The following is a 26379-nucleotide window of genomic DNA, read 5'->3' as shown; positions in this document are numbered from 1 at the left end:
CAGGGGTCACGCTGGGCCTCGGCTTCCGGTCGGATTCGGCGTGGTCGGGGGCGGGGGAGAAATCGGTCACTCGGAGCTCCGCATCTCGCGGAGGGTATCGTCGACGGCTCCTTCGAGCTCACTCAGGCGGCGGCCCAGTTCGACGAGCCCGGCGTCATCCGTCGGGAGCGGGCCGGCGAGGAGAGTCTGCAGCGAGCCTCGCGGGATGCGGAGGCGGTCGGATGCCGCGTCGGCCACCTCGTCGGCGCTCGCCTGCACGGCGAGTCCGAGACGACGGGCGAGCCGCCGTCGGCTGCCGTCGCGGATCGCCTCGGCGGCGTGGGCGGCGTCGCCGGCCTTGGCGGTGAGCCGTGCTCGACCGAGCATCGTCTCCGATGCCCGGACCGTGACGGGCAACGTCTCGGCGACGAGCGGGCCGAAGCGCTGCCCGCGCCACAGGCCCGCGGCGAGGGCGGCGAGCATGAGCATGAGGATCGCCGGCGTCACCCACTCCGGAGTGAGCGACCCGAGGGTGTCCGGTTCGGCCGCCTCGATGTCGGTGTCGGTGAAGCTGGGCACGTACCAGACGACCTTCTGCGTCTGTCCGAGCAGGGCGAGTCCGAGGGCGGCGTTTCCGTTCTCGGCAAGGTACGCGTTGCTGAACAACCGCGCACCCTCCACCACCGTCCGGGTCTGACCGTCGATCTCGCCGATGAGCACGGCCGCGGCATCCTCCGTGCCGAAGCAGCCCCGCACCCCGGGGTCCGGGGCGAAGACCCGGTCGGGGCGGATCGCGCCCACGCGCGCGAACTCGGCGATGTCGCAGTCGGCCTCCACCTCGGCGGATTCCGAGGTCGCGTTGTCGCCGAGACCGAGCGAGGCGACGAGATGGGTGCTGGCGGAGAGGAAGACGACGCGGTCGGCAGGCTCGATGAGGTCGGCGATGCCCTCGTCGGTGAGCGTGTACGGATTCGCCATCGCGAGGGTCGAGTCGGAATCGAGCGCGGCCCTCACCTCTGAGCGCGAGCGCACCACGTCGATCTCGACGCCCTGATCGCGCAGCAGCTCGGCGAGTGCTCGCGTCCCGGAGTCTCCGACGCCCTCCGGGTCGAGCCCGTCGCGACCCCCGGGCATCTGGGTGGCCACCTGCGTCGCGACGAGGACCCCGAGGAGGACCAACGCCACGACGACGATCCACCCGATCATCGCCTTGACCCGCCGACGCGGATCCGGTCGGTCCGCCGTCGATGTCGGCTGCTGCTCGCTCGTCGTCACCGTCGTCATGCCAGTGCCGGTTCGGGTCGAAGCGCGATCAGCCGGTCGTCGGTGGCGGCGAGCTCGGCGTAACTCTCGGCGGACGCCGGATGCCGGAGGTAGCGCACGTCGTCGAACGACGTCGCCGCGCGCCGGACGGCGACGGCCTCGGTCGGAAAGGCCCGTGAGACTTCACGGGCGATCGCCTGCGCGGTCGCGCCGGGCGAGGGATCGATGAGATCCCGCTCGAGGAGACCCCGTGCCAGGGCACGGAAGCGTAGGACGGTCGCCTCGTCCCACTCTCCGGACCGGGCGGCGCGCTCGGCATCCGCTCGCAGCTGGGATGCCGAGCGATCGTCGTCCGCACCGAGCAGGCCTGCGATCGGACGCCGCACCGCGCGTCCGCGTCGCGGCCTGCCCCAGATGATGAGCGCCGCCACGAGAGCGGCGAACACGATGACGCAGACGACGATCAGTGCGGTGGGCCCGATGTTCTGTCCGTTGTCGGAGCTGAAGAGATCGGCGAGGAAACGTCCGATGTCACGCGAGACCATGTCGAACCAGGTGGGCTTGGCGTCGGCGTACCGCGGGTCGGCGAGTTCCTCCTCCGCCCAGCGCCGGGCCTCGTCGCCGTCCGGGGCGAACACGTCGAGGAGAGCGATCATGCGGGTCCGTGCGAGTCGGATCCGGGGGCCGCCCAGGTCGAGCTGTCGCCGGTTCCGGGCGTCGCGGCGGGACGGGACACGGCGGGGGGTGCCGGAGGCGCCGGGGGTGCGGGCGGAGCAGCGTAGGCAGGCGGGGCCGGGTACGCCGGACCCGAGTCGCGCGGAGGCGACTGCGGCTGACCGGAGGCGTTCGGGGTGGGAGAGACCGGCTGAGGCGCCGCAGCAGGGTAAGACTGTGCGGCGTGGGACTGCGCGGGGGAGGGCTGTGCGGGGTAGGGCTGCGCGGCATACCCGGCCGCCGGGTACTGCGCGTTCATCGCCCACTCCGGCATCTGCTTGGGCGGCGGCGCGCTCGTCACCGCGCGACCGGGGTCGACGACGAAGGGATCGCCGAGCTGCTCGTCGGTCCAGCCGAGGTCGCGGCGCTCGACATGGCTGATGAGCGCCTGGTCGAGGCCCTCGTACCGCATGCGGCAGTCGAGGTAGACGAGGGTCCCTGCGGTGCTCTGCACCACGAGGGTGATCGCCTGCAGTACGAGGAGGAGGATCTGGGGCGCGAGGAGGGCGAAGACGAAGCCCATGATGGCCGAGGGGTCGGTCGAGCCCGTCGGTGCGATCACCGTCCCGAGCATCGAACTGAGCAGAGCCACCGGAATGTTCACCACCTGCATGGCGAGGCCCATGATCGCGCCGATGAGGAAGGTGACGCCCCAGGCGACCCAGAAGCGTCCGCGGGTCAGGCGCCACGATCGCACCAGCGCCTCGCGGAACGTCGCACGCTCGAGCACGAGGATCGACGGCACGAGCATCAGCTTGGTGGTGAGCCAGACGACGAGCGGGATGGTCGCGAGCACGAGCAGGATCAGCAGGACGACCAGTCCGCCGATCGCCTCGATCGACCCCCCGAGCCCGCCGGCGATGAACCCGGCGATGATGAGGAAGGCGATCACGATGATGCCGAAGACGAACGCCACAGACAGCGAAGCGAAAGCCGCGAGGCGCCAGAACGCCGGGATCATCTTCTTCCACAGCCCGCCGAGGGAGGCCTTGACGCCGACGGCCGCATTGCCGATCTCGGCGGCCACCACACCCTGCATGAGGGCCGTGAAGGCGATCGACGCCAGCCCGACCGCGATGCCGGCGACGAGGTTCATGCCGATCGTGCCGGCGAGCACCGCCTCGAAATCCGGGGACGAGGGGGAGAGCGACTCGAGCCGCGCGAAGGTCGTCGCGAAGACGAAGCCCATGACCGCCGCGCTGAGCACGACGACGATCAGCTGGATCACCACGCCGAAACCGAAGAGGACCTTCGGGTTGTGGCGCAGAGCCGAGAAGGATCGGCCGAGCAGCATCCCGAATGTGAGCGGATGCAGGGGGATGATGCCCCGCTTGGGGGCTGGGGTCCACGTCTGGCCGGTCACCGGCACTCCCTCCGTCGTGCGCTCCCATCGTGTCATAACACACGTCGCGCGTGCAGACGCGGAGTCGTGGGACTGAGTGCCATAAGGTAACAGTTATGACCTCACGCATCCTTGTGGTCGACGACGACACCGCGCTCGCCGAGATGATCGGCATCGTGCTGCGCACGGAGGGCTTCGAGCCGGTGTTCTGCGCCGACGGCGCCAAGGCTGTCGAGGAATGGCGCACGCAGCGCCCGGACCTGGTGCTGCTCGACCTCATGCTGCCCGGCATGGACGGCATCGAGATCTGCACCCGCATCCGCGCGGAATCCGGCGTGCCGATCATCATGCTGACCGCGCGCAGCGACACGGCCGATGTGGTGCGTGGACTCGAGGTGGGGGCGGACGACTACATCGTCAAGCCCTTCAATCCGAAGGAGCTCGTCGCCCGCATCCGCACGCGACTGCGTCCTGCTCCCTCGACCGTGGGTGAGCAGCTGCGGGTGGGAGATCTCACGGTCGACGTCGACGCCCACGAGGTGCGCCGCGGAAACTCCCCGATCGCTCTGACTCCGCTCGAGTTCCAGCTGCTCGTCGCCCTCGCGTCCAAGCCGCAGCAGGTCTTCTCCCGCGAGATGCTCCTGGAGCAGGTCTGGGGCTACCACTACAAGGCCGACACGCGGCTCGTCAACGTGCACGTGCAGCGGCTGCGTGCCAAGGTCGAGCTCGATCCGGACAACCCGAAGATCGTCATGACGGTGCGCGGTGTCGGCTACCGTGCCGGGAGTGCGGGCTAGGACCCATGGCCGCGACGACAGCGACCACCACCGCGGTCGCCGTCCTCCGCGACTGGCGAGGGTGGCCCGACGTGCTCGCCGCCCTGTGGCGACGCTCGCTGCGGTTCCGCACGCTGGCGATCACCCTGCTCCTCACCTCGACGGCGATCCTCATCACCTGCGTGACGATGGCCCTCGTCATCCAGAACGATCTCTTCGAGTCCCGCAAGAATCAGGCTCTCGAGGATGCCCGTCGTTCGATCGACCAGGCGCAGGCGACGCTCGACTCGGCCGCGCTCGGCGACAATCCGGCCGCTCTCCAGGAACTCTGGGACAGCGTGCAGGAGGATCTCGGTCGCAACTCCACGGCCGAGGGTCTCGCCGGCTTCCGCGTGATGGACGATGTCGCCGGACCGCTCAACGGCTTCACCGCCGGTCTCAGCGCGAACTTCATCAGCCCCGCCCTGCGCAACCGGGTCATCGAGTTCGACGACTGGCAGTCCTGGCAGTCGGCGGCGATCGATCTCGGCGGACGCACGGTGCCGGGTGTGATCGTGGGACAGCAGCTGCAGGTGCCGGAAGCCGGCCCCTTCGCCATCTACTTCGCGTACGACTTCGCCGACGCCGACAGCACCCTCACCTTCGTGCAGCGCACGCTGTGGATCGCCGGAATCGGTCTGGTGGCGATCGTCGCGGTCATCTCCTCGATCGTTCTGCGTCTGGTCTCGACGCCGATCGTCGAGGCCGCGGAGACGAGCGCCCGTCTCGCGTCCGGTGACCTCGGGGTGCGGATCGACGTGCACGGCGAGGACGAGATCGCGACGCTCGGTCGATCGTTCAACGCGATGGCCGACAGCATCGAGGCGCAGATCAAGGAGCTCGGCGAGCTGTCGCTCGTGCAGCAGCGGTTCGTGTCCGACGTGTCGCACGAGCTGCGGACTCCTCTCACGACGATCCGCCTCGCGGCCGACATGCTCAACGACCAGCGCGAGGAGTTCGATCCGACCACCGCGCGGACCACCGAACTCCTGCACACGCAGGTGCAGCGCTTCGAGACTCTCCTGTCGGACCTCCTCGAGATCAGTCGGTACGACGCGGGATCCGTGCAGCTGGAGCTGGAGGCCACGAGTCTCGCCCACCTCGCCGAGGACATCATCGAGCAGATGCAGCCGCTCGCGGACGGCCGAGGCAGCGAGCTGCGGCTCGTCGCCCCCGGCGGCTACTCACCGGTGGACATGGATCCGCGCCGCGTGCGCCGTGTGCTGCGCAACCTGATCGGCAACGCGATCGAGCACGGCGAGGGACGCCCGATCATCGTGACCGTCGACAGCAACCAGCACGCGGTGGCGGCCGGCGTGCGCGACTTCGGACTCGGGATGGATCCCGCGGATGCCGAGCGCGTCTTCGACCGCTTCTGGCGCGCCGACCCGTCGCGGCAGCGGACGATCGGCGGCACCGGTCTCGGTCTCTCGATCGCCCTCGGTGATGCCACGTTGCACGGCGGGACGCTCGCCGTCTGGTCGGAGCTCGGCGTCGGTACGAACTTCGTCCTGACGATCCCGCGCGGTGAGGTGCTCGACGGCCCGTCTCCCATCCCCGTCGAACCCCAGGAGCCCTCCGCCGGAATGGGGGATGCGACGCAGCCCATCCACCTCGCCGATCTTCCCGCCGAGCTGTTCGACCGAGGGAGCATCGAATGAGATCGGTTCGACGGCGCAATCTCCTCGCCATCGCGCTCGCCGCCACGGCCCTCGCGCTCTCGGCGTGCAGCGGTCTCCCCACGACCGGCGATGTCCAGCCGGGGCTCGCGCTCGGTACCTCGCCCGAGGATCCCGACTTCCTCCCCCTCGCGTCCGGGCCGGTCGAGGGCGCCGGGCCGGCGGAGATCGTCGAGGGTTTCGTGGAGGCGGCCATCACGCCGGCCGACAACTGGGCGACGGCCCGGAGCTTCATGACGCCGGAGATGGCGGCGGAGTGGCTGCCGAGCACCGGAGTCTCGATCGACGTCAGTGCCGCGACGCGGTCGTTCAGCTCGACGGTGGAGGACGACGCCGAACTCGAGGAGGGCGACACGGCCGACGTCCGCGTGACATTCGATCAGTTGGCGAGCGTCGACGGCACCGGTGCCTACTCCGAAGCGTTCGGAGCCTCCACCTCGTCGTTCGTCGTCGTGCGGACCGACGGGCAGTGGCGCATCTCCGAGGCGCCGGACGGAGTCGTCCTCGACGAATCCCGTTTCTCTCGGGTCTATGACGACTACGCGCTGCAGTTCTTCGACCCGACCTGGGAGCGTCTCGTTCCCGACGTGCGGTGGTTCCCGCGGCGCGCCACCATCGCGACGACCATCGCGCAGGCCCTGATCGGCGGCGCGCCGAGCCCGTGGCTCGATCCGGCGGTGCAGAACGCCTTCCCCGCGGGTGTGCAGCTCGCACGCGACGCCGTGCCGATCGACTCCGACCAGGTCGCCGACGTGGCGTTGAACGGCGCGGCCGCCGGCCTGGATCAGGTCACCCTCGCCCGCATGCGCACGCAGCTGCAGGAGACGTTCCTCGCGGCAGGGGTGCAGGTGAGTCAGGTGCGTTTCAGCATCGACGGACGCACTCTCGACGCCGGTGTCGTCAAGCTCGTCGAGGACCCTCCGGACGGGGGGAGCCTCGTTCTCAAGGACGGCACGTTCGGCAACCTGGTCGGTGGGGAGGTGGCGCCGCTTCCCGGGGTCTCGGAGGAGATCCTGGCGGTCACCCAGCCGATCACCGCGGTCGACGTCGCGCTCGACGGGTCGCACGCGGCCGTGCAGCTGGGCGACGGACACGTCTACATCGGCGGAAACGGGAACTTCGACGAACTCGATCAGCGGTCGTCGCTCATCCGTCCTTCGATGGATCCTTTCGACTACACGTGGTCCGTTCCCGTGAACGCGCCATCCGCGCTGCAAGCCATCAGCGTGGACGTCGCGCAGAACCCGATCGCCGACGCGTGGCCCGGGGCGTCGGAGGTCTCGGCCATCCGCGTCTCGGCCGACGGTGCCCGCATCGCGGCGGTGATCGCGATCGGTGGCGAGCGGTGGGTCGTCGTCTCGGCGATCATCAGGGACGAGAACGGCGTGCCGACGGCTCTCGGGCCGACCGAGGAGATCACGCAGCTGCAGGGCACGGCATCCGGCCTGGTCTGGCTCGGCCCCGATCGTCTCGCCCTGCTCGCCGACACCGACGACCGGATCGTCCTGACGCAGATCGTCGGCGGAACGGGAACCGTCGAGTCCGCGCCCGCGGGAGCGACGACGATCGCGGGCTCGCGTTCCGCCTCCGGCGTGCGGATCTGGAGCTCCGACGGCGCGGTCTTCGCCCGCAGCGGGTCGGCGTGGAGCCAGGCGACGACGGGAGTGCAGCTGCTCGCCACTCGGGCCGGTCACTGAGTTCGGGATGGCGTTTCCGCCGCCTCTGCACACAGGCGGCATGAGATGGGTTCCTCCACAGGTCGCGACCGGCTGCGGAGTCGGAGTCGATGACGCCCTGCAGGCTGCGACATGATCGGCGGATGACTGATCCCACCGTCTCCGCGTCCGGCATCCGCGTCCTCGGACGGGAGGCGCTCGCCCTCCTCCTGTCCGCGACGTGCCCCGGTTGCGACGAGCCGGGCACGCTCCTGTGCGACCCGTGCAGGGGGCGGCTTCAGGCTTCGCCCGTGGATGTGCGCACGCCGCAGGGACGCGTGGTGCGTGCGGCGCTCACCTACGAGGGGGTCGCCGCTCGCTGCATCCGACGGATGAAGGATGATGGCGAGACCCTGCTCGCACGTCCGCTGGGCGTCGCGCTCGCCGTCGTTCTGTCGTCCTTCGCTGGATCGGCCGTGTCGGTGGTGCCGGTCCCGACCTCCGGGGAAGCGTTCCGGCGTCGCGGCTACCGCGTGCCCGAGTTGCTGATCCGCCGCGCGGGGGTGCGCCCGTTGCGGGCTTTGTCCGCTGCTCGCGCTCGGCGGGATCAGCGCGGGCTCGACGCCTCTGCGCGTGCCCGGAATGCGGAGGGAAGCGTGCGCGCGCGCCTTCGCGGCGCGGGCGTCAGCGTCGTCCTGGTCGACGACGTCATCACCACCGGCGCGACCCTCGACGAGGCGTCGCTCGTGCTCGACCGCGCAGGATTCGACGTGGTGGCTGCGGTCGCACTGGCGGCCACACCTCTCCACGGAGGGCATGGCGCATTCACACGCGATTCATCGGAGACACGGCGGAAGTGACCCGTGACATCCGCTCCGGACCGGACTACGGTGGGGGGTCACAAGGCGACCACGGTCCGCCCTTGGCCGGGTGGACCGGGACAAGGAGGCAGCAATGGAAACGAGCATCGTCGGCGTCGGAGTGGGTATCACCGATCGCTTCCGAACCGTTGTCGAGGAGAAGATCGCCAAGATCCAGACGTTCGCAGCGCGAGCGCAACGCCTGGACGTGAAAGTCACCCATCGTGTGTATCGCAACGGACGCGTTCCCGATGAGACCGTCGAGCTGACGCTGATCGGCAAGGGACCCGTCGTCCGCGCCGAAGCCACCGACGGCGACAAGTTCGTCGCGTTCGACCTCGCTGTCGACAAGATGGCGGAACAGCTGCGTCGAGCGAAGGAGAAGCGCGTCGACGGCCGTCAGCACCCGCGCGGACCTCATTTCGAGAAGGAGAGCGGCGCGCTCGAGGGTATCGACGTGCAGCCCGCCTCGGCTGACGTGCTCCGGGCCGTCGCCACGGGCAGCATCCCCGTGCAGAGCGACGAGGACGAGGTCTACTCGCCGGTCGTGATCCGCACCAAGAGCTTCGATCCCGAGTGGATGACCGTCGAGGAGGCGGTCGATCGGATGGAACTCGTCGGCCACGACTTCTTCCTCTTCGTCGACGCGCGCACCGATCACCCCAGCGTCGTCTATCGACGCAAGGGTTGGGACTACGGCGTGATCGCGCTCGAGACGTCCGCACCGCCCGCCGAGGCTCTCGCCTCGTAAGTCTGGAACACACGAAGACGGCCCGCTCCGGAAGGAGCGGGCCGTCTTTCGTGTTAGCGGAGCGGGAGATCAGTCGAATATGCCGTCGAGCAGGCCGCCGATCACGAGACCGCCGAGGATGCCGGAGGCGATGTCGCCACCGCCACCGCCACGGCGACCGCCACCCCAGCCGCCACCGCCGCCCCAGCCGTTGCCGCCCCACTGATCCTGTGGGCGGGAGGAGTCGATGTCGCGCTGGGCGAGTTGAAGCGCCTCGGAAGCGAGGTGCGCCACCCGACGTGCCGCGGCGAGAGCCTGCTCTCTCGTCTCCTCCGCGGGCAGCAGGTCCGAGAGGTCGACGCGCAGACGTTCCGCCTCGGCGAGGCGGGTGCGGGCGTCGGCGCCGATCCAGCCGCGATGCCCCGCGATGAGGCCGCGGGCGACGCCGAGCTGTCGGTCGGCGTCGTCGATCGCGTGCTGCACCTGCTGGATGCTGGGGAGCGGGTGCTCCGCGCGGTGACGGGCGGTGGCGATCGCCTCGTCGAGCGCGGTGTTCGCCGCCCGCAACTGCGAGAGCTCCGCGAACGGGTCGCCGGGGGAGCCGGCCGGAGAGAGCGCGCTGAGCGCTTTCTGCAGATCGCTCACGGCGTCGGCGACGGCCGGGACCTGCGGAGCGGTGCGCGCGGCGATCAGGTCGGACCGGGAGTCGGCGACGACCTCTGCGAGAGTCGACTCGGCGCGGAGCGCCTCGATCTCGAAGTCCTCCACGGCGTCGAGCAGGGCCGAGGCGCGGCGGGTCGCCTCCGTCGCGGTCTCCAGGGCGAGGGTGGCCTCCTCGTTCTGCTTCGCCTCACGGCGGCGCTCCGAGACGTCGGCGCCGTGCGTGGCGAACGCGATGAGCTGCTCCGCCTCGGCGGCGCTCGCGGTGATCTGGTGCATCGCCGACTCGGAGTATCGGCTCGAGAGCCGGGCGACGGTCGCGTTCGTCTGCGGGATGCGTTCGCTCAGCGCAGCAGCCTCCGCACGCACCTGGGCGATGATCTCGGGAGCCCGCCGCACCTTGGCGACCGATTCCGCGAGATCGCCGGTCTTCTCGTCGAGCAGATCCTGCGCCCAGTCGCAGAGCTGCACGATGCGGGCATTGCGTGTGCGCAGCTCTTCCGGCGTGTCGGGGATCTCGTCGTGGTTCAGCTGATGCAGCTGGAACGCCTCGCGCAGGTGCGTGCGCACCGCCGCGAGGGCCGTGCGGAGGTCGCTCGTGAGCGAATCGCCGAGCTCGGCCTCGGCGAACACCAGCTCGTCCGAGGTCGTGCGGATGCGCTCGTCGGCCGCGACGAGGGCCTGCTCGGCACGACGTGCCAGATCGGCATCCTGTGCGGCGAGTTCTTCCTGTTCGCGCTTGCGTCTGCCCCATATTCCAGCCATGACTCAGATCCTAGTTTCCCGGGGATCTCCGATGGCTGTGCATCCGCTTCAGGCGAACGGCGATCAGACGAGGGCATCCCTCTCGACACGCCCCGGGCGTCCGCGTTTCGGGCGATCGACGTCGAGCGCGAGCGCGAGAGAGTGCTCAGGGTGCGCGGCGAGACGAGCGCCGGCGTGCTCGAGCCACCGTGACTCGGCCTCGGCGGCGAAGATCATCGAGTCCAGCACGAGCGAGTGCGCGAGGTCTTCGGGTCCGCAGTCGTTGCGAGACGCGCGGACCCGGCGCAGCTCCGCCAGACGTGTTTCGACGGCGGCGTGCTCGGTCTGGATCACGGAGACGGCGTCGGCGCCGGGAAGCGTCGCCGCGAGTGCGACCTTGATCGCGAGTTCGTCGCGCGGGGCGAGGGCCCGCTCGACCGGACCGGAGAGCCAGAGCGCGACCTCGGCAGCGCCGGCCGGCGTGATCTCCCAGTAGACGTGGCCCTGCGCATCGGCTTCGTCCCGACTGACCAGGCCGTCGCGCTCGAGGCGTTCGAGCGTGTTGTAGATCTGTCCGACGTTCAGCGGCCACACGGCACCGGTGCGACGCGCGAACTCGTGGCGCAGCTGATAGCCGTAGCACGGCCCCTGCGCGAGGATCGCGAGCAGGCTCTGACGCACCGACATGGGACCTCCTGGACTCGCGACCAATATACATACCGGGAAACGCGCCGCACGCGCACCATGCAGGCGACGTGCAGGTCACGGGCCGGTAACATGACAACGTATGCCTTGCGCGCGCCCGATGCGCGGTGCCGCGAGGGCCCATCGACAGGGAGATGACATCTGTGGCCAATCCTCTTGAGAAGCTGCTGCGCGCCGGCGAGGGGCGGGTCATCCGCCGCCTGAACCAGGTGGTGAAAGCCGTGAACGCGCTGGAAGAGGACATCTCCAAGCTCACCGACGACGAGCTGCGCAACGAGACGACCGAGCTCCGCGCCCGGTACGAGAAGGGCGAGACGCTCGATCAGCTCATGCCCGAGGCCTTCGCGGCGGTGCGCGAAGCCGCTCGTCGTACGCTCGGCATGCGCGCGTACGACGTCCAGATCATGGGCGGCGCCGCCCTGCACCTGGGCAACATCGCCGAGATGAAGACCGGTGAGGGGAAGACACTGGTCGCCACCTTCCCGGCCTACCTCAATGCCATCGCCGGCAAGGGCGTGCACGTGATCACCGTGAACGACTTCCTCGCGAGCTACCAGGCGGAGCTCATGGGCCGCGTCTATCGCGCGCTGGGGATGACCACCGGCATCATCGTCTCCGGCCAGACCCCCGCTGTGCGGCGCGAGCAGTACGCATGCGACATCACGTACGGGACGAACAACGAGTTCGGGTTCGACTACCTGCGCGACAACATGGCGTGGCGCAAGGAGGACCTCGTCCAGCGTGAGCACTTCTTCGCGATCGTCGACGAGGTCGACTCGATCCTCATCGACGAGGCGAGGACGCCGCTCATCATCTCCGGTCCGTCGTCCGGCGAGGCCAACCGCTGGTTCGCCGAGTTCGCGAAGATCGCACGCACTCTCGAGGCCGGTGAGGACTACGAGGTCGACGAGAAGAAGCGCACCGTCGGCGTGCTCGAGCCCGGCATCGAGAAGGTCGAGGACTACCTCGGCATCGACAACCTGTACGAGTCGGCGAACACGCCGCTGATCTCGTTCCTGAACAACTCGATCAAAGCGCTGGCGCTGTTCAAGAAGGACACCGACTACGTCGTGATGAACGACGAGGTCATGATCGTCGACGAGCACACCGGCCGCATCCTCGTGGGCCGTCGCTACAACGAGGGCATCCACCAGGCCATCGAGGCCAAGGAGGGCGTGCCGGTCAAGGCCGAGAACCAGACCCTCGCAACAGTGACGCTGCAGAACTACTTCCGCCTGTACGACAAGCTCGCGGGCATGACGGGTACCGCCGAGACCGAGGCGGCCGAGTTCATGTCGACGTACAAGCTCGGCGTCATCCCGATCCCGACGAACAAGCCCATGATCCGCAAGGATCAGTCGGACCTCGTCTACAAGAACGAGACGGCCAAGTTCGCCCAGGTCGTCGAGGACATCGCCGAGCGCCACGCGCAGGGGCAGCCCGTGCTCGTGGGAACCGTGAGCGTCGAGAAGAGCGAGTATCTGTCGCGCCTGCTCGCGAAGAAGGGCGTCAAGCACGAGGTGCTGAACGCGAAGAACCACGCTCGCGAGGCCGAGATCGTCGCGCGCGCGGGGCGCCTCGGGGCCGTCACGGTCGCCACGAACATGGCCGGTCGTGGAACCGACATCATGCTGGGCGGCAACGCGGAGTTCCTCGCCGTGCAGGAGCTCAAGGGCAAGGGCCTCGATCCCGTCGAGACGCCCGAGGAGTACGAGGTCGCGTGGGACGAGACCTACGAGGCGATGAAGGCCGTCGTCGCAGAGGAGGCCGAGAAGGTCATCGAGGCCGGCGGCCTCTATGTGCTCGGCACCGAGCGACACGAGTCGCGTCGCATCGACAACCAGCTCCGCGGCCGCTCCGGCCGTCAGGGAGACCCCGGTGAGAGCCGCTTCTACCTGAGCCTCACCGACGACCTCATGCGTCTCTTCCAGTCGGGAGCAGCCGAGGCGATCCTCTCTCGGACGAACTTCCCCGACGACGTGCCGATCGAGTCCGGACTCGTGTCGCGAGCCATCCGCAGCGCGCAGTCGCAGGTCGAGGCCCGCAACGCCGAGATGCGCAAGAACGTCCTCAAGTACGACGACGTCCTCAACCGTCAGCGCGAGGCGATCTACGCCGACCGCCGGCACATCCTCCAGGGCGATGACATCGCCGATCGCGTGCAGCACTTCATCGAGGATGCGATCAGCGGCGTCGTCCGCGATCACACCGGCGAGGGCCACAACGAGAGCTGGGATTTCGACGCCCTCTGGACCGAGCTCAAGACGCTCTACCCGGTCAGCGTGACGATCGACGAGGTCGTTTCGGAGGCGGCCGGACGCAAGGGCGGCATCACGGCGGACGGGCTCACGCGCGAACTGCTGTCGGATGCGAAGATCGCTTACGAAGCGCGCGAGGAGTCGCTCGGCGAGGCCGCGACCCGCGAACTCGAGCGACGCGTCGTGCTGCAGGTGCTGGACCGCCGCTGGCGCGACCACCTGTACGAGATGGACTATCTCAAGGACGGCATCGGTCTCCGCGCGATGGCGCAGCGCGACCCGCTGATCGAATATCAGCGCGAGGGCTACGCGATGTTCCAGTCGATGATGGGGCAGATCAAGGAGGAGTCGGTCGGCTACCTGTACAACCTCGAGGTGGAGGTGCGCCGGGCGGGCGATTCCGAGACCGCCGAGGTCGAGGCCAAGGGACTCGCGGACGGAGCTGCCGAGCAGCGCCTGGAGTACTCCGCCGCGAACGATGCCGGTGAGGTCGAAGTGCGCAACGACCGCGGACAGGTGCAGCAGGCCGCCACCGATCGTCTCCGCCAGGCAGCCGCGCGTTCGCAGGCGCCGCAGCAGCAGGCAGCCGCCCAGGAGGCGCCGCGCGGCGCCTTCGGTCAGCGGACGGATGCCGCGCCCGCGCAGCCCGCGGGCAACCGCGAGGAGCGTCGCGCGCAGGCGAAGAAGAAGAAGTAGCACGCGGCGGAGACCGCCGCGACGAGGAGGGCCAGTCCGCGGGGATTGGCCCTTCTCTCGTCGCTGTAGGCTTGGCCGATGACACCAACGCGCCACTTCGACCAGTCGTCGAAGCTCAAGAACGTCCTGTACGAGATCCGTGGGAACACGCTCGTCGAGGCGGCGCGGCTCGAAGCGGAGGGTCATCGGATTCTCAAGCTCAACACGGGCAACCCTGCGATCTTCGGCTTCGAGGCACCGCACCAGATCGTCCACGACATGCTCGCGGCGCTTCCGACGGCTCACGGCTACAGCGACAGCAAGGGCATCGTCTCCGCACGCCGCGCGGTCGTTAGCCGCTACGAGGAGATCGAGGGCTTCCCGCGGATCGACCCGGAGGACGTGTTCCTCGGCAACGGAGTCTCCGAGCTCATCACGATGACCATGCAGGCCCTTCTCGACGAAGGCGACGAAGTGCTGATCCCGGCGCCGGACTATCCGCTCTGGACGGCGATGACGAGCCTCGCCGGCGGAACCCCGGTGCACTACCTCTGCGACGAGAACGACGGGTGGCAGCCCGACCTCGAGGACATCCGCTCGAAGATCACGCCGCGCACCAAGGCGATGGTGATCATCAACCCGAACAACCCCACGGGGGTCGTCTATTCGCGCGAGATCCTCGAGGGAATGGTGCAGATCGCGCGTGAGCACGAGCTGCTCTTGCTCTCCGATGAGATCTACGACCGCATCCTCTTCGACGGCGCCGTCCACATCCCGACCGCGACGGTCGCTCCCGACCTGCTGTGCTTGACGTTCAACGGTCTCTCCAAGACCTATCGGGTCGCCGGCTATCGCTCCGGCTGGCTGGTCATCACCGGGCCGCAGGCGCACGCCAAGGGATTCCTCGAAGGCATCAACCTGCTCGCATCCACCCGTCTGTGCCCCAACGTGCCGGCTCAACACGCCCTGCAGGCGGCGCTCAGCGGCGTGCAGTCGATCGACGCGCTGATCGCGCCGACGGGCCGCCTGCACGAGCAGCGCGATATCTCGTGGCAGGGGCTCGAGGCTATCCCCGGAGTCTCGTGCGTCAAGCCGCAGGGTGCGTTGTACGCGTTCCCGCGCCTCGATCCGAACGTGCATGAGATCCGTGACGACGCGAAGCTCGTCTACGACCTGCTCGTGGCCGAGCACATCCTGCTCGTGCAGGGGACCGGCTTCAACTGGGCCACTCCCGATCACCTGCGCATCGTCACTCTCCCGGAGCCGCGCGTCCTCGCAGAAGCCGTCGAGCGACTCGGGAACTTCCTCGCGAGCTATCGTCAGTAAGCGGTCCCGCGAGGGGAAGGACCTCGACGGCGAGGCGTCTGACCGCGGCGGCGAGAGCCGAACGCGGGGCGACGTCGGCGATCGGACGTGCGTGCAGCAGAGCGGCGTCCGCCGCCCGCTGGTCGAAGGGGAGGAACGTGACGTCGGTTATGCCGGCGAAGCGGTCGAGCGTCGTGCGGATCTGTCCGCGTGCATCGATGCCGAGCGGCCCTGGGCGCACACGGTTGACGACGACGTGGATCCTCGCCCTCGGCGCGAGTCGCCTCAGCTCCGCGTGATCGCGCACGAAGCGGCTTATGCCGAGCGGGTCGCCCGCGGCGACGGCGATGACGACGTCGGCCTCGTCCAGCGCTGCGGCCGTGGCAGCGTGACGGCGGGGACCGGTGACGTCGAAAGTCGCTTCGTCATCGGCGTCGAAGGCCCCTGACACGTCGACGATGCTCTCTTCCGCCCAGGCTCGACTCGCCGTGAGCGCCGTCCGTAGACGACTCGATGTCAGCTCAGCCCAGCGGGCGGGGCGGCTGATGCCGGAGAGCACGTCGACAGCGCCGCCGCTCGCCGGCAGAGAGGTCGCCAGCCGCGTGAGCTCCGCATCGTCGAGGGCACCCGCCTCGGCCCGGCGGCACGCCGCGGCGATTCCCGGCGATTCGTCCCCGAGCCCGAGCAGGAGCGCGATGGAGGGCGCCACCGTGTCCGCGTCGATGAGGGCCGTCCGGCGTCCGCGACGGGTCATCTCGACGGCCAGTTGGATGGCGATCGTCGTGCGACCCGGCGCGCCCTGCGGGCCCCAGACGACTGTGAGCCGATGCGACGTCGCGGCGGCGCCGGGCGGAGAGGCGACCGGCGGCGCGTCGGTCTCGAGAGCGCCGACGACTTCCCAGCCGCTGGCCGTGCTCGGAAGCGCGGCTGCCAGACCGTAGCGGCTCAGGACGCGACTGTCACGGCCGCCGAGAGGCAGAATGCGTACTCCGGCCCGATCGCACGCCGCCACGAAGTGCGGCGTGAGCACTTCGCGCGCCGCCGGCACGAGCACCACCCGGCAGCCCGCGGGGAAGGGGAGGGGAGCGTCGGAGGCGGCGACGACGGCCGCGATGCCTTCGAGCTCCAGCTCCGCCACGAGCTCTGAGGCGCGGGGCTCGGGGATCGCGACGACGACGGAGGTCATCGGGTGACGCCGATCGGCACGATCGACAGGCCGGCCCCGCCGGCGATAGCCGCCAGGACGGCCGCCACGTCCGACCGATCGATGACGAGCTCGACCCCCGCCTCATCGGACGCGAGCACGCCCTGCTTCTCGACGAACGACGCGACGGTCGCCGCCTCGACGAGGATGCTCGGCGCTTGCGCCTCGACGCCGTCCTCCGCGGCCCGGGACTGCCAGAGCTCGACCGTGCTGCCGGCCGCTACCTCGCCCGGCACCGCGGTGCCCGTCTGGATCACGATCGTGGTCGTCCGTCTGCTGTCGGCATCCGCGAGGGCCGACGCCGGGACGAGCTCGTCGGCGGTGAGTGTGCGGGAGGCCACAGAACCGCCGCCCAGATCCTCCGGCGCGAGGTAGCGATCGCCGAGCGCGCCCAGGTTCACCTCGACGACCTGGAAGTCGTCCGATCCGACCGCCTCGCCTTCGGCGATCGTGCGCGTCGCCTGAAGGACCGGCGTCGTCGCGCCGGCCGAGGAGACCACCAGCCAGACACCGCCGATCGATGCGGCGATCATGCCGAGACCGAGGAGGAAGCGGACGTCGCCCCAGAACGCGCGACGGGGTCGTGAAGGTGTTCTCATGCGGGCCATGCTCACAGATCCGTGAGGGGCCGATTCGGAGTTATCCACAGCGCCGCGGTGTTCACAGCGCACGCTCGGGGGCGGTGGAGAATGGGAGCATGCCTGACTCGACTTCTGCTTCCGCGCGCTTCCTGGCGCCGGCGCAGGTGGCCGAGCTGCTCTCGATCGAGATCGACGAGGTGATCGAGCTCGTCTATCAGGGGCGCCTCCGCGGCTCGCGTCTCGGATCTCCGGCGCGCTGGCGCGTCGAGGAGTCGAGTCTGGCCGAGTATCTCGCCGAGCAGTCCGAAGAAGCGCGCCGCATGGCGCTGTGGCGGCAGGCGAACGAAGCGAGTTTTCCTGAGGTATGGGGCATCTCTCGCACTCACGGCACGTGATCGCCGACGATCTGCACCGAGTCCAGCGCGGCGAAGGGGACGACACGGAAGTCCCGCACGGCGGCGATGGTCCGGGCGGTGCCTGCGTCGTGCAGTGCGAGATCCAGGTGGTCGGCGCTCGCTCGGTCGATCGTCCCCTGCAGCTCGGAGCCGTCCGCGCGGAAGACCCGCACGGCGATCCTTCTTCGAGCGAGATCGCGCAGGACGAACCCGAGTGACATGCGCTCGCGGAGTGCGGCGGCGTCGGCATCCGCACCGTCGAGGCTCGCGAGGAGCAGGCCGTGATCGACACCGAGGGAGCGGATCGCGGACAACGGGATGATCCTCGTGGTCGGGGACCGTCGAACTCCCTCGGCCTCGACCATCACGGCGGCGATCCAGTCCGCGCCGAGCGCCTGCAATCGCACTCGCACGCGAGTCCCGGAGGCGACGTCGATGACGGTCGGTGCGCCGACGCTGCACAGGACCCGCAATCGATCCCTGAGCGTGAGGCGCGAGATCCGCAGCCGCTCCGATTCGGCATCCAGAGCCGCCCGTTCGCTCTCCCACTCCGAGGCGAGTTGACCCTCGAGGTCTTCGAACAGGCGATCCCAGTGCACTCGCACTACCGTAGGCGACCGCGTCGGCCGCGTACGAGTTATCCACATTGTTCGAGAAGGCCCCCGGGAGGGGGCCCGTGCACGTGCTCTACTGACGGCAGTTTCCCGGATGGAGAGTGCTGTCAGATGTCGCTTCACGAGTACTTCGGCCCGCAACCGACGCCCCGTGCCGAGCTGCCCGACCCCCGCCCGTTGCTGCGCAGCATCACCCGCGGCGTGCTCGAGGTGCTCGCCGGAGTGAGGGAGGCCGACCAGCTCGCACGCTGGTTCAGCGAAGAGGCGTACCGCAGCCTCGTCACCAGGGCGAATCTCTCGGCTCGTGCCCGCAGTGCTCGCGGCGTGCCTCCGGCGCGTCCGACGTTCGAGATCCTCTCGATCCGCATCTCCGAGCCCGTCGACGGCATCGTCGAGGCCGTCATCGTCGTCGCCGGGCCCGGACGTACGCGCGCCGTGGCCGCGCGCCTCGAAGGACTCGATCGCCGCTGGCGCACGACCTCGCTGGCCATCCTCTGAGCCGGTGCGCTCTAGGCTGGGAGGGTGTCAACCCTCAGTGATCTCGCCCATGCCCAGGGGCTTCTGACCGACAACGACGTGGAGTGGCTGCATCGCCTCGCCGGCGACGGGCAGCTGCTCGCGGATCTCGCCTCCGCCGACATCGTGGTCTGGGTGCAGACCGACGACGGCTCCTTCATCGCGGTCGCCCACGCGCGCCCGAGTGGTGCCGCGACCCTGTTCTACCGCGACATCGTCGGAGAACGGGTGCGCCCGCAGTGGCGGACGCAGGTGCAGGGGGCTTTCGACTCCGCGGAGATCGTCGACTCATCGTCACCGGACTGGTTCGAGGAGACGCCCACGCGCGTGCGCGCTGTGCCCATCGTCATCGAACGCAAGGATGCGGGGCGCGCGGCGTCCGTCATCGGCGTCGTCACACGGCACACGAACCTCGGTGAGGCTCGGACGCCCTCTCGGCAGCAGATCACCTTCGACGAGTGCGCCAACGACCTCTTCCGCATGATCGCCGACGGCAGCTTCCCCGATCTCGCGGCGCCCACATCGCCTCGACGCGGCGCGCCGCGGGCGTCGGACGGGCTCATCCGCATCGACGTCGACGGCATCACGACGTTCGCCAGTCCGAACGCCCTCTCGGCGTTCAACCGCATGGGCTTCGACGACGAGCTGGAGGGGGAGTCGCTGGCAGAGGTCACCACCCGCCTCGTCCCGCCCTCCCGACAGGTGGACGAGTCGCTGCCGGTCGTCGTCACCGGACGGGCGCCGTGGCGCACCGACATCGAGGCGCGCGGCGTCACGGTCTCGTTGCGCGCCATACCGCTCAAGGACCACGGCACCCGCATCGGTGCGATCGTGCTCTGCCGTGACGTCTCGGAGCTTCGCCATCAGGAGCAGGAGCTCATCACGAAGGACGCCACGATCCGCGAGATCCACCACCGGGTCAAGAACAACCTGCAGACGGTGGCCTCGCTGCTGCGCATCCAAGCGCGCCGCACCCACTCCGACGAAGCGCGGGACGCGCTCACGCAGGCGATGCGTCGTGTCGATGCGATCGCGGTCGTGCACGACACACTCGCGCAGGGTCTCACGCAGAAGGTCGACTTCGACGAGGTCTTCCATCGCGTGCTCAAGCTCGTCGCGGAGGTCGCGTCCGCACCCAACACCCGGGCCCGCACGCGGTCGACCGGCCGGTTCGGCGTGCTGCCCAGCGAGTACGCGACGCCGCTCGCCCTCGCTCTCACGGAGGTCGTGACCAACGCGGTCGAGCACGGCCTCGCCGGGCAGGAGGGCATCGTCGAGATCGACGCGGCCCGCACGGAGGAGAATCTGCGCGTCACGGTGCGCGACACCGGTCACGGCCTCCCGGAGGGACGCATCGGCCAGGGCCTGGGCACGCAGATCATCCGCACTCTGATCCAGGGCGAGCTGGGTGGCTCCATCGAGTGGCGAGGGAGCGAAGGGGAGGGGACGGAGGTCGTGATCGACATCCCCCTCCGGTGGCTCACCGCCTGACCCCGATCGTGAGAACGGCCCGAGACGATGTCTCGGGCCGTTTCTCATCGCGCGCGGGGCGCGACGCGGATCAGGAGGCGCGGCGGGCGCGCGCTGCGCGACGCTTGAGGGCTCGGCGCTCGTCCTCGGAGAGGCCGCCCCAGACGCCGGAGTCCTGGCTGGTCTCGAGCGCGTACTGCAGGCAGATCTCGGTGACCGTGCAGGTGGCGCAGACGGTCTTCGCCTTCTCGATCTGGTCGACGGCCGGGCCGGTGTTGCCGACCGGGAAGAAAAGCTCGGGGTCGACAGTCAAGCAGGCGGCCTTGTCGCGCCAATCCATGGGGGCTCCTCGGTGTGGGACTTGTGAGGCGTCGCAGCGCGACGTCTCGGATTTCGGGTAGCAGTTCGGGTTCAGCTACCCTGTTGAGATACGGACGGATGCCCGCATTCTGTGATGCGGGCACGAAGCCCGCCCCACGCCGCTGTGGGAGCACATGACGCTGTCTATTCTGTTACATGAAACCGGCGAAATCAAGGGTTTCTTCGCTTCTCATTCGATTCTCAGGAGACATCGTGCGCTCACCAGCCCTGGCTCGCGCCGCCGCCGTCATCCTCGCTCTGGAGGGTCTGGCGTTGGTTGTCTTCGCGCTCATCGAACTGGTGGGCCTCGGCGCAGGGGATGCCGCGTCGCTGCCGACCGCGCTCGCCCTGATCGTGCTGACCCTCCTCGGCGCGGGCGCTCTCATCGCGTTCGCGGTCGGGGCGAACGCCGGACGCTCCTGGGCGCGCTCCGGCGGGATCGTCTTCCAGGTCCTCGCCGTCGCGCTCGCGCTCGCGTCGCTCACGATCCAGCCGGTGCAGTGGCTCTTCACGCTCGCGGTGGGCATACCCGGAGCGCTCGGGTTCGCGCTGCTCGTCGCGAGCGCACGAGCCGAGAATCCGCGTCCGACGGAATGACGCTCAGGCGTCGATACCGAGCTGCTTGCGCAGCCGTGTCACGTGCCCGGTGGCTTTGACGTTGTACTGGGCGAGGGTGATCGTGCCCTCCTCGTCGAGCACGAAGGTCGAGCGGATGACGCCCTCGACGACCTTGCCGTAGTTCATCTTCTCGCCCCACGCGCCGTAGGCGGCGTGCACCGCGTGATCGGGGTCGCTGAGAAGCGTGAATGCGAGACCGTCGCGCTCCCGGAACGCCCGGAGCTTCGACGGCTCGTCCCGCGAGATGCCGACGACGCGGTACCCGGCTCCCTCGAGGGAGGAGATGCTGTCCCGGAAGTCGCATGCCTGGGTGGTGCAGCCCGGCGTCATCGCCGCCGGGTAGAAGTAGAGGACTGTCTTCCGTCCGCGGAGGTCGGCCAGAGAGACCCTGTCTCCGTCCTGATCGAGGAGGGTGAAGTCGGGGGCTGCGGATCCGATGTCGAGGCGCTCAGTCACGCATTCAGCCTAGCGGCCGGGACCCTGCTCCGCCTTGTCGGCGAAGGTCTGCAGCAGCCGCTGCAGCGAGTCGAGACGCGCCATGCCCGTCTCGCTCAGCTCACCGCGTTCCGCCGCCTCGATCAAGGCGCAGTCCGGCGCGTCGGGCAGGTGCGTGCAGCCTCGCGGGCACTGTTCGGCGATCGCGGCCAGCTCGGTGAAGGCGGCGAGGATGTTCTCGGGGTCGACGTGTCCGAGACCGAAGGAGCGGACACCGGGGGTGTCGATGACCCAGCCCCGACCGGCGGCGCTCTCGTAGCGCAGCGACACCGTCGACGAGGAGGTGTGCCGGCCGCGGCCCGTGACCTGGTTGACGTGACCTGTCGCGCGGAGAGCGCTCGGCACGAGCGCGTTCACGAGCGTCGACTTGCCCACCCCGGAGTGGCCGACGAACACGGTCGAGTGACCGATGAGGGCTTCGCCGATCTCCTCGACCGGCATTCCGTCGCGGGCGCTCGTGAAGACGCGCAGGTCGAGGCCCTCGAAGTGGGAGAGAAAGGCCGTCGGGTCGGCGAGATCGGTCTTGGTGACGACGAGGAGGGGGCGGATGCCGGCATCCAGCGCAGCGACGAGATAGCGGTCCACGAGGCGCTCTCGCGGCTCGGGGTCGGCCGCCGCGACGACGACGAGCATCTGATCGGCGTTGGCGACGATGACCCGCTCGACCTGGTCGGTGTCGTCGGCGCTGCGGCGCAGCAGCGACGTGCGGTCGACGATGCCCACGATCCTGCCCAGGGTGCCCTCGTCGCCGGAGGTGTCGCCCACGACGCGCGCCAGGTCACCCGTCACAATGGGCGTGCGACGCAGCTCGCGCGCCCTCGCGGCCGTGATCGTCCGCTCCTCGAGGGTGTCCTCGCCGATCATCACGGTGTACCGGCCTCGGTCGACGCCCAGCACGCGGCCGATCTGCGCATCGTCGTGCGCGGGCCGTCGCTTCGTACGGGGGCGGTTGGCCTTCGGGTTGGGACGGGTGCGGATGTCGCTCTCGTCGTACTCCTCGTACTCGTCGTCGAGGTCGTCGGAGTCGTCGAGCCAGCTCACGCGGCCGCGCCTCGCAGCATCCTGTCCCAGAGGAGGGTGAACTCCGGCAGGGTCTTGGCCGTGGTGCCGATGTCGTCGACCTCGACGCCGGCGGTCCGCAGCCCGACCAGCGCTCCCGTCGTCGCCATGCGGTGGTCGTGGTGCGCCATCCATACGCCGCTGCGCAGCTCGCGGGGGATGATCCGCAAGCCGTCCGGAAGCTCCTCCGCCTCGCCGCCGAGCGCGCGCAGATTGCGGATCAGAGCGGCGATGCGATCGGTCTCGTGCAGGCGGATGTGGCCGATGCCGCGGATCGTCGTCGGGCCGGAGGCGAACGCCGCGAGGCCGACGAGGGTCGGCGTCAGCTCGCTCGCGGCGGAGAGATCGAGATCGAGACCGCGGATCTCGGTTCCCGCCTTGACCGTCAGCGCACCGCCGTGGCGGCTGACGTGGGCGCCCATGGCCTGCAGGATCTCGGGCAGCAGGGCGCCGGGCTGCGTCGAGTGCACGGGCCATCCCGTGATCGAGACGGCTCCGCCCGTGACGAGCGCCGCCGCCAGGAAAGGGGCGGCGTTGGAGAGATCGGGTTCGATCGCGATCTCCTTCGCGCGGGGCACCCCGGCCTCCACGAGCCATTCTCCGGTCGCCGGCCGCTCGATGCGGATGCCGCGGCGGCTCAGCGCCTCGATCGTCATGTCGATGTGGGGGAGGCTCGGCAGGTGCTCGCCGGTGTGCACGAGGTGCAGGCCGACGTCGAAGCGCGGTGCGGCGAGAAGAAGGCCGGAGACGAACTGACTGGACGCGGAGGCATCGATCTCGACGCGTCCGCCTCGGATGCGACCGTGACCGCGGATCGTGAAGGGCAGCGCCCAGGTGCCCTCGTCATCGATGTCGACACCCAGGTCGCGCAGGGCGCTGATGAGGCCGCCCATCGGGCGGTGCAGGGCGGTCTCGTGCGCGGTGAGATGCACGTCCTGCTCGGCCAGGCCCGCTAGCGGCGAGATGAAGCGCATGACGGTGCCCGCCTGACCGCAGTCGATCGTGGTGCCGCCGCGGAGCTTCGCCGGCGTCACCACGAGGTCGGGGCCGAACTCGCCGTCCCCGTCGACCTCCTCGACCCCGACGCCCAGAGCGCGCAGTGCGTCGACCATCCGGCGTGAATCGTCGGAGTGCAGCGGGGCGATGAGGCGACCGGGTCCGTCGGCGATCGCTGCGATGATGAGCTCGCGGTTCGTCAGCGACTTGGAGCCGGGGATGGTGAGCGTGGCGCGCACGGGATCGGCGGTCGTCGGCGCGGCGTAGGAGCCCTGGGCCGGGGACGGGGAATACCTGTTGGCGCTCATCGGTTCCCACCTTAGTGACAACGAGTCCTCGTCTCACCGATAGGCGCGGACTCGCCCAGGAGGAGAGAGAATGCTCGCCACGCTCGAACGCGGTTCGGTGCGCCTCGGCGGCCTAGACTGGCCGGTGATGGATGACACCGAGACGGTAGACACGGTCGGCGACCCTCGACGCGAGTTCGAGGAGCAGGCGCTGCCCTTCATGGACCAGCTCTACGCGGCGGCGATGCGCATGACGCGCAATCCCGCCGATGCGGCCGACCTCGTGCAGGAGACGTTCGTGAAGGCGTACGGCTCCTGGTCGACGTTCGCGCAGGGCACGAATCTCAAGGCCTGGCTGTACCGGATCCTCACGAACACCTACATCAACATCTACCGCAAGAAGCAGCGGGAGCCGTTCCAGGGGACCATCGACGAGCTCGAGGACTGGCAGCTGGGCGGCGCGGAGTCGACGACCGCATCGCACAGCAGGTCGGCGGAGGCCGAGGCGATCGACCACATGCCGGCATCGGTCGTGAAGGACGCCCTGCAGGCGGTGCCGGAGGACTTCCGTCTGGCGGTGTATCTCGCGGACGTCGAGGGCTTCGCCTACCAGGAGATCGCCGACATCATGAAGACGCCCATCGGCACCGTGATGAGCCGCCTGCATCGGGGCAGGCGAATGCTTCGCGAGCTGCTGGCGGACTATGCCGCGGAGCGGGGAATCTCCGCGGCCGACACGAGGAGCAGGAAATGAGCGACTGCGGCTGCGACAAGGCCCGCCAGGATCTGGAGGAGTACCTCCGCAACGAGGTGTGCAAGACCGAGCATTCGGAGATCCGCGAGCATCTCGAGAACTGCCCGTCCTGCCGGGACGAGGCGCTCGTGGCGAAGACCCTCACCGAGGTCGTCGCCAGGGCGTGCAGGGAGACGGCGCCCGAGGAGCTGCGCGACCAGGTGTTCGCGCGTCTTCGCGAGGTGCAGGCCGCTCAGCACTGACCGCGGCGCCCTCAGCACATCGACCGCGGGCGCGGTCTGCGCATCCGTCGACGTCTGTCGCCGCCCATAGGCTGGGGGCATGACGATCATCGACGCCCGCGACATCCCTGCCGACTCCGCATCCGCAGCACGCCTGTCTGCGCAAGGACTCGAGTACCGCGTGATCGACGTGAGCGATCCGGCTGCAGCCGAGGCGTTCCAGCGTGCCGTGTCGCGCGGTTTCCTCGGCCCGGAGTCGACCGCCGAAGCGCTCGAGTTCGGACGGCCCACCTTCGAGTCCCGCCGGAACACCGGCGTGTACGACTCCGCCGTGCCGGACGGTCGACCCGTGGCCACCATCGACTCCTGGGTCACGCCCATGACGCTCCCCGGTGGAGGTGAGCTGCCGATGTGGGCGATCAGCGGGGTCACCGTCTCGGCGACCCACCGTCGCCGCGGCATCGCCCGCGCACTCCTCGAGGGGGAGCTCCGTGCCGCCGCCGAAGCCGGCGTGCCGCTCGCGGGACTCACGGTGTCGGAGGCCACCATCTACGGCCGCTACGGCTTCGGCTCTGCCGTTCCCGTGATGCGCTACCGCGTCGATGCGCGCCGCGCGGGCTGGGCCGCGCCTGCGGCACCCGGGCGCCTCGAGTACATCGACCGGGGCGCACTGGCGGATGAGCTGGGCGCGGTCCACGAACGGGCCCGCACCGGGCGCCCCGGTCAGATCCCCGGGTGGTCCGCCCGATGGGGCGGGATGGCGGGGCTGTCGCCGAGCGACACGGACCGCGACAAGGTGCGTGGCGTGCGTTACCGAGACGCATCGGAGGAGGTCCGCGGGGTCATGGCGTACACGCTGGCTGAGGAGGGATCCGGCACCGCCTGGCGGCACACCCTCTCGGTGCGCCTCCTCGTGGCCGAGACCGCCGAAGCGACGGCGGCGCTCTGGAGGTTCGCGCTGCAGCACGATCTCGTCGACGGCGTCGAAGCCGAGCTGCGTCCGGTCGACGACCCTCTGCCGTGGCTCGTGCACGATCAGCGCGGCGTCACGCAGACGCTGCACGATCACGGGTGGCTGCGGATCCTCGACCTCGCTGCCTGTCTGACCGCGCGCCGCTACGCGGCGCCTCTCGACCTCGTGCTCCGCGTGCGCGATTCGCTCGGTTTCGCCGACGGCGAGTGGCGACTCCGGATCGGCGCCGACGGGGGCGCCCAGGTCGAGCAGGCGAACACGGGCGCTGCGGATGTGGAGCTCGATGTCTCGGCGCTCTCCTCGCTCTATGCCGGTGGGGTGCGTGCCTCCGCACTGCACGGAGCAGGCCGCATCGAGGCGGATGCGGATGCCGTGGCCGCGATCGATCGCGCGTTCACCAGCACTCCAGCCCCGGGCCTCGACATCTGGTACTGACACCGTCCCGCGCGAGG

At 69.6% G+C, this 26379-nt stretch carries 26 protein-coding genes; 14 read left to right on the top strand and 12 right to left on the bottom strand.

All coding sequences use genetic code 11. The annotated features are described in order from the left end of the window. Positions 1–66 precede the first annotated feature (66 nt). The 3 genes from M3195_RS06260 to M3195_RS06250 are packed head-to-tail and all read right to left on the bottom strand — an operon-like array spanning position 67 to position 3319. Positions 67–1263, bottom strand: coding sequence for a DUF4350 domain-containing protein (locus M3195_RS06260; RefSeq protein WP_251585692.1), 1197 nt, complete (start codon positions 1261–1263; stop codon positions 67–69). Continuing rightward, the gene (locus M3195_RS06255) at positions 1260–1898 is read right to left on the bottom strand and encodes a DUF4129 domain-containing protein (RefSeq protein ID WP_251585690.1); all 639 of its coding nucleotides are present in this window, start codon (positions 1896–1898) and stop codon (positions 1260–1262) included. Before M3195_RS06255 ends, M3195_RS06260 begins: the two co-directional genes overlap by 4 nt. After that, positions 1895–3319, bottom strand: coding sequence for a hypothetical protein (locus M3195_RS06250; protein ID WP_251585688.1), 1425 nt, complete (start codon positions 3317–3319; stop codon positions 1895–1897). Before M3195_RS06250 ends, M3195_RS06255 begins: the two co-directional genes overlap by 4 nt. A 95-nt stretch (positions 3320–3414) precedes the next feature. Between M3195_RS06250 and mtrA the strand changes: the two genes are divergently transcribed. The 5 genes from mtrA (at position 3415) to hpf (ending at position 9058) form a co-directional block, all read left to right on the top strand. Beyond that, the gene (mtrA, locus tag M3195_RS06245; RefSeq protein WP_096714753.1) at positions 3415–4095 is read left to right on the top strand and encodes an MtrAB system response regulator MtrA; all 681 of its coding nucleotides are present in this window, start codon (positions 3415–3417) and stop codon (positions 4093–4095) included. Between the two features lie 5 nt (positions 4096–4100). Next, positions 4101–5774 (top strand): MtrAB system histidine kinase MtrB, encoded by a 1674-nt coding sequence (gene mtrB, locus M3195_RS06240; RefSeq protein WP_251585685.1) that lies wholly within the window; start codon positions 4101–4103, stop codon positions 5772–5774. Further along, a complete protein-coding gene (locus M3195_RS06235; protein WP_251585683.1) occupies positions 5771–7489 on the top strand; it encodes an LpqB family beta-propeller domain-containing protein in 1719 nt (572 codons plus the stop codon). Before mtrB ends, M3195_RS06235 begins: the two co-directional genes overlap by 4 nt. 122 nt (positions 7490–7611) lie before the next feature. Next, positions 7612–8307 (top strand): ComF family protein, encoded by a 696-nt coding sequence (locus M3195_RS06230; RefSeq protein WP_251585681.1) that lies wholly within the window; start codon positions 7612–7614, stop codon positions 8305–8307. Between the two features lie 94 nt (positions 8308–8401). Continuing rightward, positions 8402–9058, top strand: a complete 657-nt coding sequence (hpf, locus tag M3195_RS06225; RefSeq protein WP_251585679.1) for a ribosome hibernation-promoting factor, HPF/YfiA family — start codon at positions 8402–8404, stop codon at positions 9056–9058. 69 nt (positions 9059–9127) lie between these two features. Here hpf and M3195_RS06220 read toward each other — a convergent pair whose 3' ends face one another. Together M3195_RS06220 and M3195_RS06215 are read right to left on the bottom strand one after the other, a co-directional pair. Beyond that, positions 9128–10462 carry a hypothetical protein gene (locus M3195_RS06220; protein ID WP_251585677.1) on the bottom strand — a complete coding sequence of 445 codons (1335 nt, stop codon included), beginning with the start codon at positions 10460–10462 and terminating at the stop codon, positions 9128–9130. A gap of 63 nt (positions 10463–10525) precedes the next feature. Beyond that, on the bottom strand, positions 10526–11128 hold the full coding sequence (locus M3195_RS06215) for a PadR family transcriptional regulator (protein ID WP_251585675.1): 603 nt from the start codon (positions 11126–11128) through the stop codon (positions 10526–10528). Between the two features lie 161 nt (positions 11129–11289). Here M3195_RS06215 and secA point away from each other — a divergent pair, with 161 nt between their 5' ends. Together secA and M3195_RS06205 are read left to right on the top strand one after the other, a co-directional pair. Further along, positions 11290–14100 carry a preprotein translocase subunit SecA gene (secA, locus tag M3195_RS06210; protein ID WP_251585673.1) on the top strand — a complete coding sequence of 937 codons (2811 nt, stop codon included), beginning with the start codon at positions 11290–11292 and terminating at the stop codon, positions 14098–14100. Positions 14101–14178: 78 nt separating this feature from the next. Next, positions 14179–15405, top strand: coding sequence for a pyridoxal phosphate-dependent aminotransferase (locus M3195_RS06205; RefSeq protein WP_251585671.1), 1227 nt, complete (start codon positions 14179–14181; stop codon positions 15403–15405). Here the strand turns inward: M3195_RS06205 and M3195_RS06200 are convergent. Together M3195_RS06200 and M3195_RS06195 are read right to left on the bottom strand one after the other, a co-directional pair. Beyond that, on the bottom strand, positions 15329–16570 hold the full coding sequence (locus M3195_RS06200; protein ID WP_251585669.1) for an AAA family ATPase: 1242 nt from the start codon (positions 16568–16570) through the stop codon (positions 15329–15331). The two genes, M3195_RS06205 and M3195_RS06200, sit on opposite strands and share 77 nt — an antisense overlap. After that, positions 16567–17187, bottom strand: a complete 621-nt coding sequence (locus M3195_RS06195) for an SAF domain-containing protein (RefSeq protein WP_251585668.1) — start codon at positions 17185–17187, stop codon at positions 16567–16569. The genes M3195_RS06200 and M3195_RS06195 overlap by 4 nt, the downstream gene beginning before the upstream one ends. Positions 17188–17285: 98 nt before the next feature. Here M3195_RS06195 and M3195_RS06190 point away from each other — a divergent pair, with 98 nt between their 5' ends. Next, complete coding sequence (locus tag M3195_RS06190) at positions 17286–17564, top strand: helix-turn-helix domain-containing protein (RefSeq protein WP_251585667.1); 279 nt, start codon at positions 17286–17288, stop codon at positions 17562–17564. Here the strand turns inward: M3195_RS06190 and M3195_RS06185 are convergent. Next, positions 17552–18163, bottom strand: coding sequence for a hypothetical protein (locus M3195_RS06185; RefSeq protein ID WP_251585666.1), 612 nt, complete (start codon positions 18161–18163; stop codon positions 17552–17554). The two genes, M3195_RS06190 and M3195_RS06185, sit on opposite strands and share 13 nt — an antisense overlap. Before the next feature lie 126 nt (positions 18164–18289). Between M3195_RS06185 and M3195_RS06180 the strand changes: the two genes are divergently transcribed. Continuing rightward, complete coding sequence (locus M3195_RS06180) at positions 18290–18676, top strand: Rv3235 family protein (RefSeq protein ID WP_251585665.1); 387 nt, start codon at positions 18290–18292, stop codon at positions 18674–18676. Positions 18677–18700: 24 nt separating this feature from the next. Next, positions 18701–20185 carry a sensor histidine kinase gene (locus M3195_RS06175; RefSeq protein ID WP_251585664.1) on the top strand — a complete coding sequence of 495 codons (1485 nt, stop codon included), beginning with the start codon at positions 18701–18703 and terminating at the stop codon, positions 20183–20185. A 70-nt stretch (positions 20186–20255) separates the two neighbouring features. On the opposite strand, the gene M3195_RS06170 is transcribed toward M3195_RS06175, so the two are convergent. Beyond that, the gene (locus M3195_RS06170; RefSeq protein ID WP_017203224.1) at positions 20256–20504 is read right to left on the bottom strand and encodes a WhiB family transcriptional regulator; all 249 of its coding nucleotides are present in this window, start codon (positions 20502–20504) and stop codon (positions 20256–20258) included. Positions 20505–20737: 233 nt separating this feature from the next. Between M3195_RS06170 and M3195_RS06165 the strand changes: the two genes are divergently transcribed. Beyond that, complete coding sequence (locus M3195_RS06165; protein WP_251585663.1) at positions 20738–21121, top strand: hypothetical protein; 384 nt, start codon at positions 20738–20740, stop codon at positions 21119–21121. A 3-nt stretch (positions 21122–21124) separates the two neighbouring features. Here M3195_RS06165 and bcp read toward each other — a convergent pair whose 3' ends face one another. The 3 genes from bcp to aroA are packed head-to-tail and all read right to left on the bottom strand — an operon-like array spanning position 21125 to position 24000. After that, entirely contained in the window at positions 21125–21598 is a 474-nt protein-coding gene (gene bcp, locus M3195_RS06160; RefSeq protein ID WP_251585662.1) for a thioredoxin-dependent thiol peroxidase, read from the bottom strand. Positions 21599–21607: 9 nt separating this feature from the next. Further along, a complete protein-coding gene (gene rsgA / locus M3195_RS06155; protein ID WP_251585661.1) occupies positions 21608–22678 on the bottom strand; it encodes a ribosome small subunit-dependent GTPase A in 1071 nt (356 codons plus the stop codon). Continuing rightward, on the bottom strand, positions 22675–24000 hold the full coding sequence (aroA, locus tag M3195_RS06150; RefSeq protein WP_251585660.1) for a 3-phosphoshikimate 1-carboxyvinyltransferase: 1326 nt from the start codon (positions 23998–24000) through the stop codon (positions 22675–22677). The genes rsgA and aroA overlap by 4 nt, the downstream gene beginning before the upstream one ends. Positions 24001–24070: 70 nt before the next feature. Between aroA and M3195_RS06145 the strand changes: the two genes are divergently transcribed. The 3 genes from M3195_RS06145 (at position 24071) to M3195_RS06135 (ending at position 26362) form a co-directional block, all read left to right on the top strand. After that, positions 24071–24733 (top strand): sigma-70 family RNA polymerase sigma factor, encoded by a 663-nt coding sequence (locus M3195_RS06145; RefSeq protein WP_096714736.1) that lies wholly within the window; start codon positions 24071–24073, stop codon positions 24731–24733. Then, positions 24730–24975, top strand: a complete 246-nt coding sequence (locus tag M3195_RS06140) for a zf-HC2 domain-containing protein (RefSeq protein WP_096714735.1) — start codon at positions 24730–24732, stop codon at positions 24973–24975. Before M3195_RS06145 ends, M3195_RS06140 begins: the two co-directional genes overlap by 4 nt. 79 nt (positions 24976–25054) lie before the next feature. After that, positions 25055–26362: a GNAT family N-acetyltransferase gene (locus M3195_RS06135; RefSeq protein ID WP_251585659.1), complete on the top strand. Its 1308-nt coding sequence runs from the start codon at positions 25055–25057 to the stop codon at positions 26360–26362. Positions 26363–26379 lie beyond the last annotated feature (17 nt).

It is taken from the genome of Microbacterium hydrocarbonoxydans (assembly GCF_023715885.1).
Taxonomy (GTDB): Bacteria; Actinomycetota; Actinomycetes; order Actinomycetales; family Microbacteriaceae; genus Microbacterium; species Microbacterium hydrocarbonoxydans_C.
Note: the sequence above shows the minus strand (reverse complement) of the source record. Positions and strands in the feature narration are given on the sequence as shown.

What these genes read in the sequence shown, in the direction of transcription:
- M3195_RS06215 (WP_251585675.1), bottom strand. Translation starts at nt 11,128, where the DNA reads ATGTCGGTGCGTCAGAGCCTGCTCGCGATCCTCGCGCAGGGGCCGTGC.
- M3195_RS06195 (WP_251585668.1), bottom strand. Translation starts at nt 17,187, where the DNA reads ATGAGAACACCTTCACGACCCCGTCGCGCGTTCTGGGGCGACGTCCGC.
- M3195_RS06230 (WP_251585681.1), top strand. Translation starts at nt 7,612, where the DNA reads ATGACTGATCCCACCGTCTCCGCGTCCGGCATCCGCGTCCTCGGACGG.
- M3195_RS06235 (WP_251585683.1), top strand. Translation starts at nt 5,771, where the DNA reads ATGAGATCGGTTCGACGGCGCAATCTCCTCGCCATCGCGCTCGCCGCC.
- M3195_RS06220 (WP_251585677.1), bottom strand. Translation starts at nt 10,462, where the DNA reads ATGGCTGGAATATGGGGCAGACGCAAGCGCGAACAGGAAGAACTCGCC.
- M3195_RS06170 (WP_017203224.1), bottom strand. Translation starts at nt 20,504, where the DNA reads ATGGATTGGCGCGACAAGGCCGCCTGCTTGACTGTCGACCCCGAGCTT.
- M3195_RS06145 (WP_096714736.1), top strand. Translation starts at nt 24,071, where the DNA reads ATGCTCGCCACGCTCGAACGCGGTTCGGTGCGCCTCGGCGGCCTAGAC.
- hpf (WP_251585679.1), top strand. Translation starts at nt 8,402, where the DNA reads ATGGAAACGAGCATCGTCGGCGTCGGAGTGGGTATCACCGATCGCTTC.
- M3195_RS06135 (WP_251585659.1), top strand. Translation starts at nt 25,055, where the DNA reads ATGACGATCATCGACGCCCGCGACATCCCTGCCGACTCCGCATCCGCA.
- M3195_RS06180 (WP_251585665.1), top strand. Translation starts at nt 18,290, where the DNA reads ATGTCGCTTCACGAGTACTTCGGCCCGCAACCGACGCCCCGTGCCGAG.
- M3195_RS06260 (WP_251585692.1), bottom strand. Translation starts at nt 1,263, where the DNA reads ATGACGACGGTGACGACGAGCGAGCAGCAGCCGACATCGACGGCGGAC.
- aroA (WP_251585660.1), bottom strand. Translation starts at nt 24,000, where the DNA reads ATGAGCGCCAACAGGTATTCCCCGTCCCCGGCCCAGGGCTCCTACGCC.
- mtrB (WP_251585685.1), top strand. Translation starts at nt 4,101, where the DNA reads ATGGCCGCGACGACAGCGACCACCACCGCGGTCGCCGTCCTCCGCGAC.
- mtrA (WP_096714753.1), top strand. Translation starts at nt 3,415, where the DNA reads ATGACCTCACGCATCCTTGTGGTCGACGACGACACCGCGCTCGCCGAG.
- M3195_RS06205 (WP_251585671.1), top strand. Translation starts at nt 14,179, where the DNA reads ATGACACCAACGCGCCACTTCGACCAGTCGTCGAAGCTCAAGAACGTC.
- M3195_RS06140 (WP_096714735.1), top strand. Translation starts at nt 24,730, where the DNA reads ATGAGCGACTGCGGCTGCGACAAGGCCCGCCAGGATCTGGAGGAGTAC.
- M3195_RS06200 (WP_251585669.1), bottom strand. Translation starts at nt 16,570, where the DNA reads ATGACCTCCGTCGTCGTCGCGATCCCCGAGCCCCGCGCCTCAGAGCTC.
- M3195_RS06190 (WP_251585667.1), top strand. Translation starts at nt 17,286, where the DNA reads ATGCCTGACTCGACTTCTGCTTCCGCGCGCTTCCTGGCGCCGGCGCAG.
- M3195_RS06255 (WP_251585690.1), bottom strand. Translation starts at nt 1,898, where the DNA reads ATGATCGCTCTCCTCGACGTGTTCGCCCCGGACGGCGACGAGGCCCGG.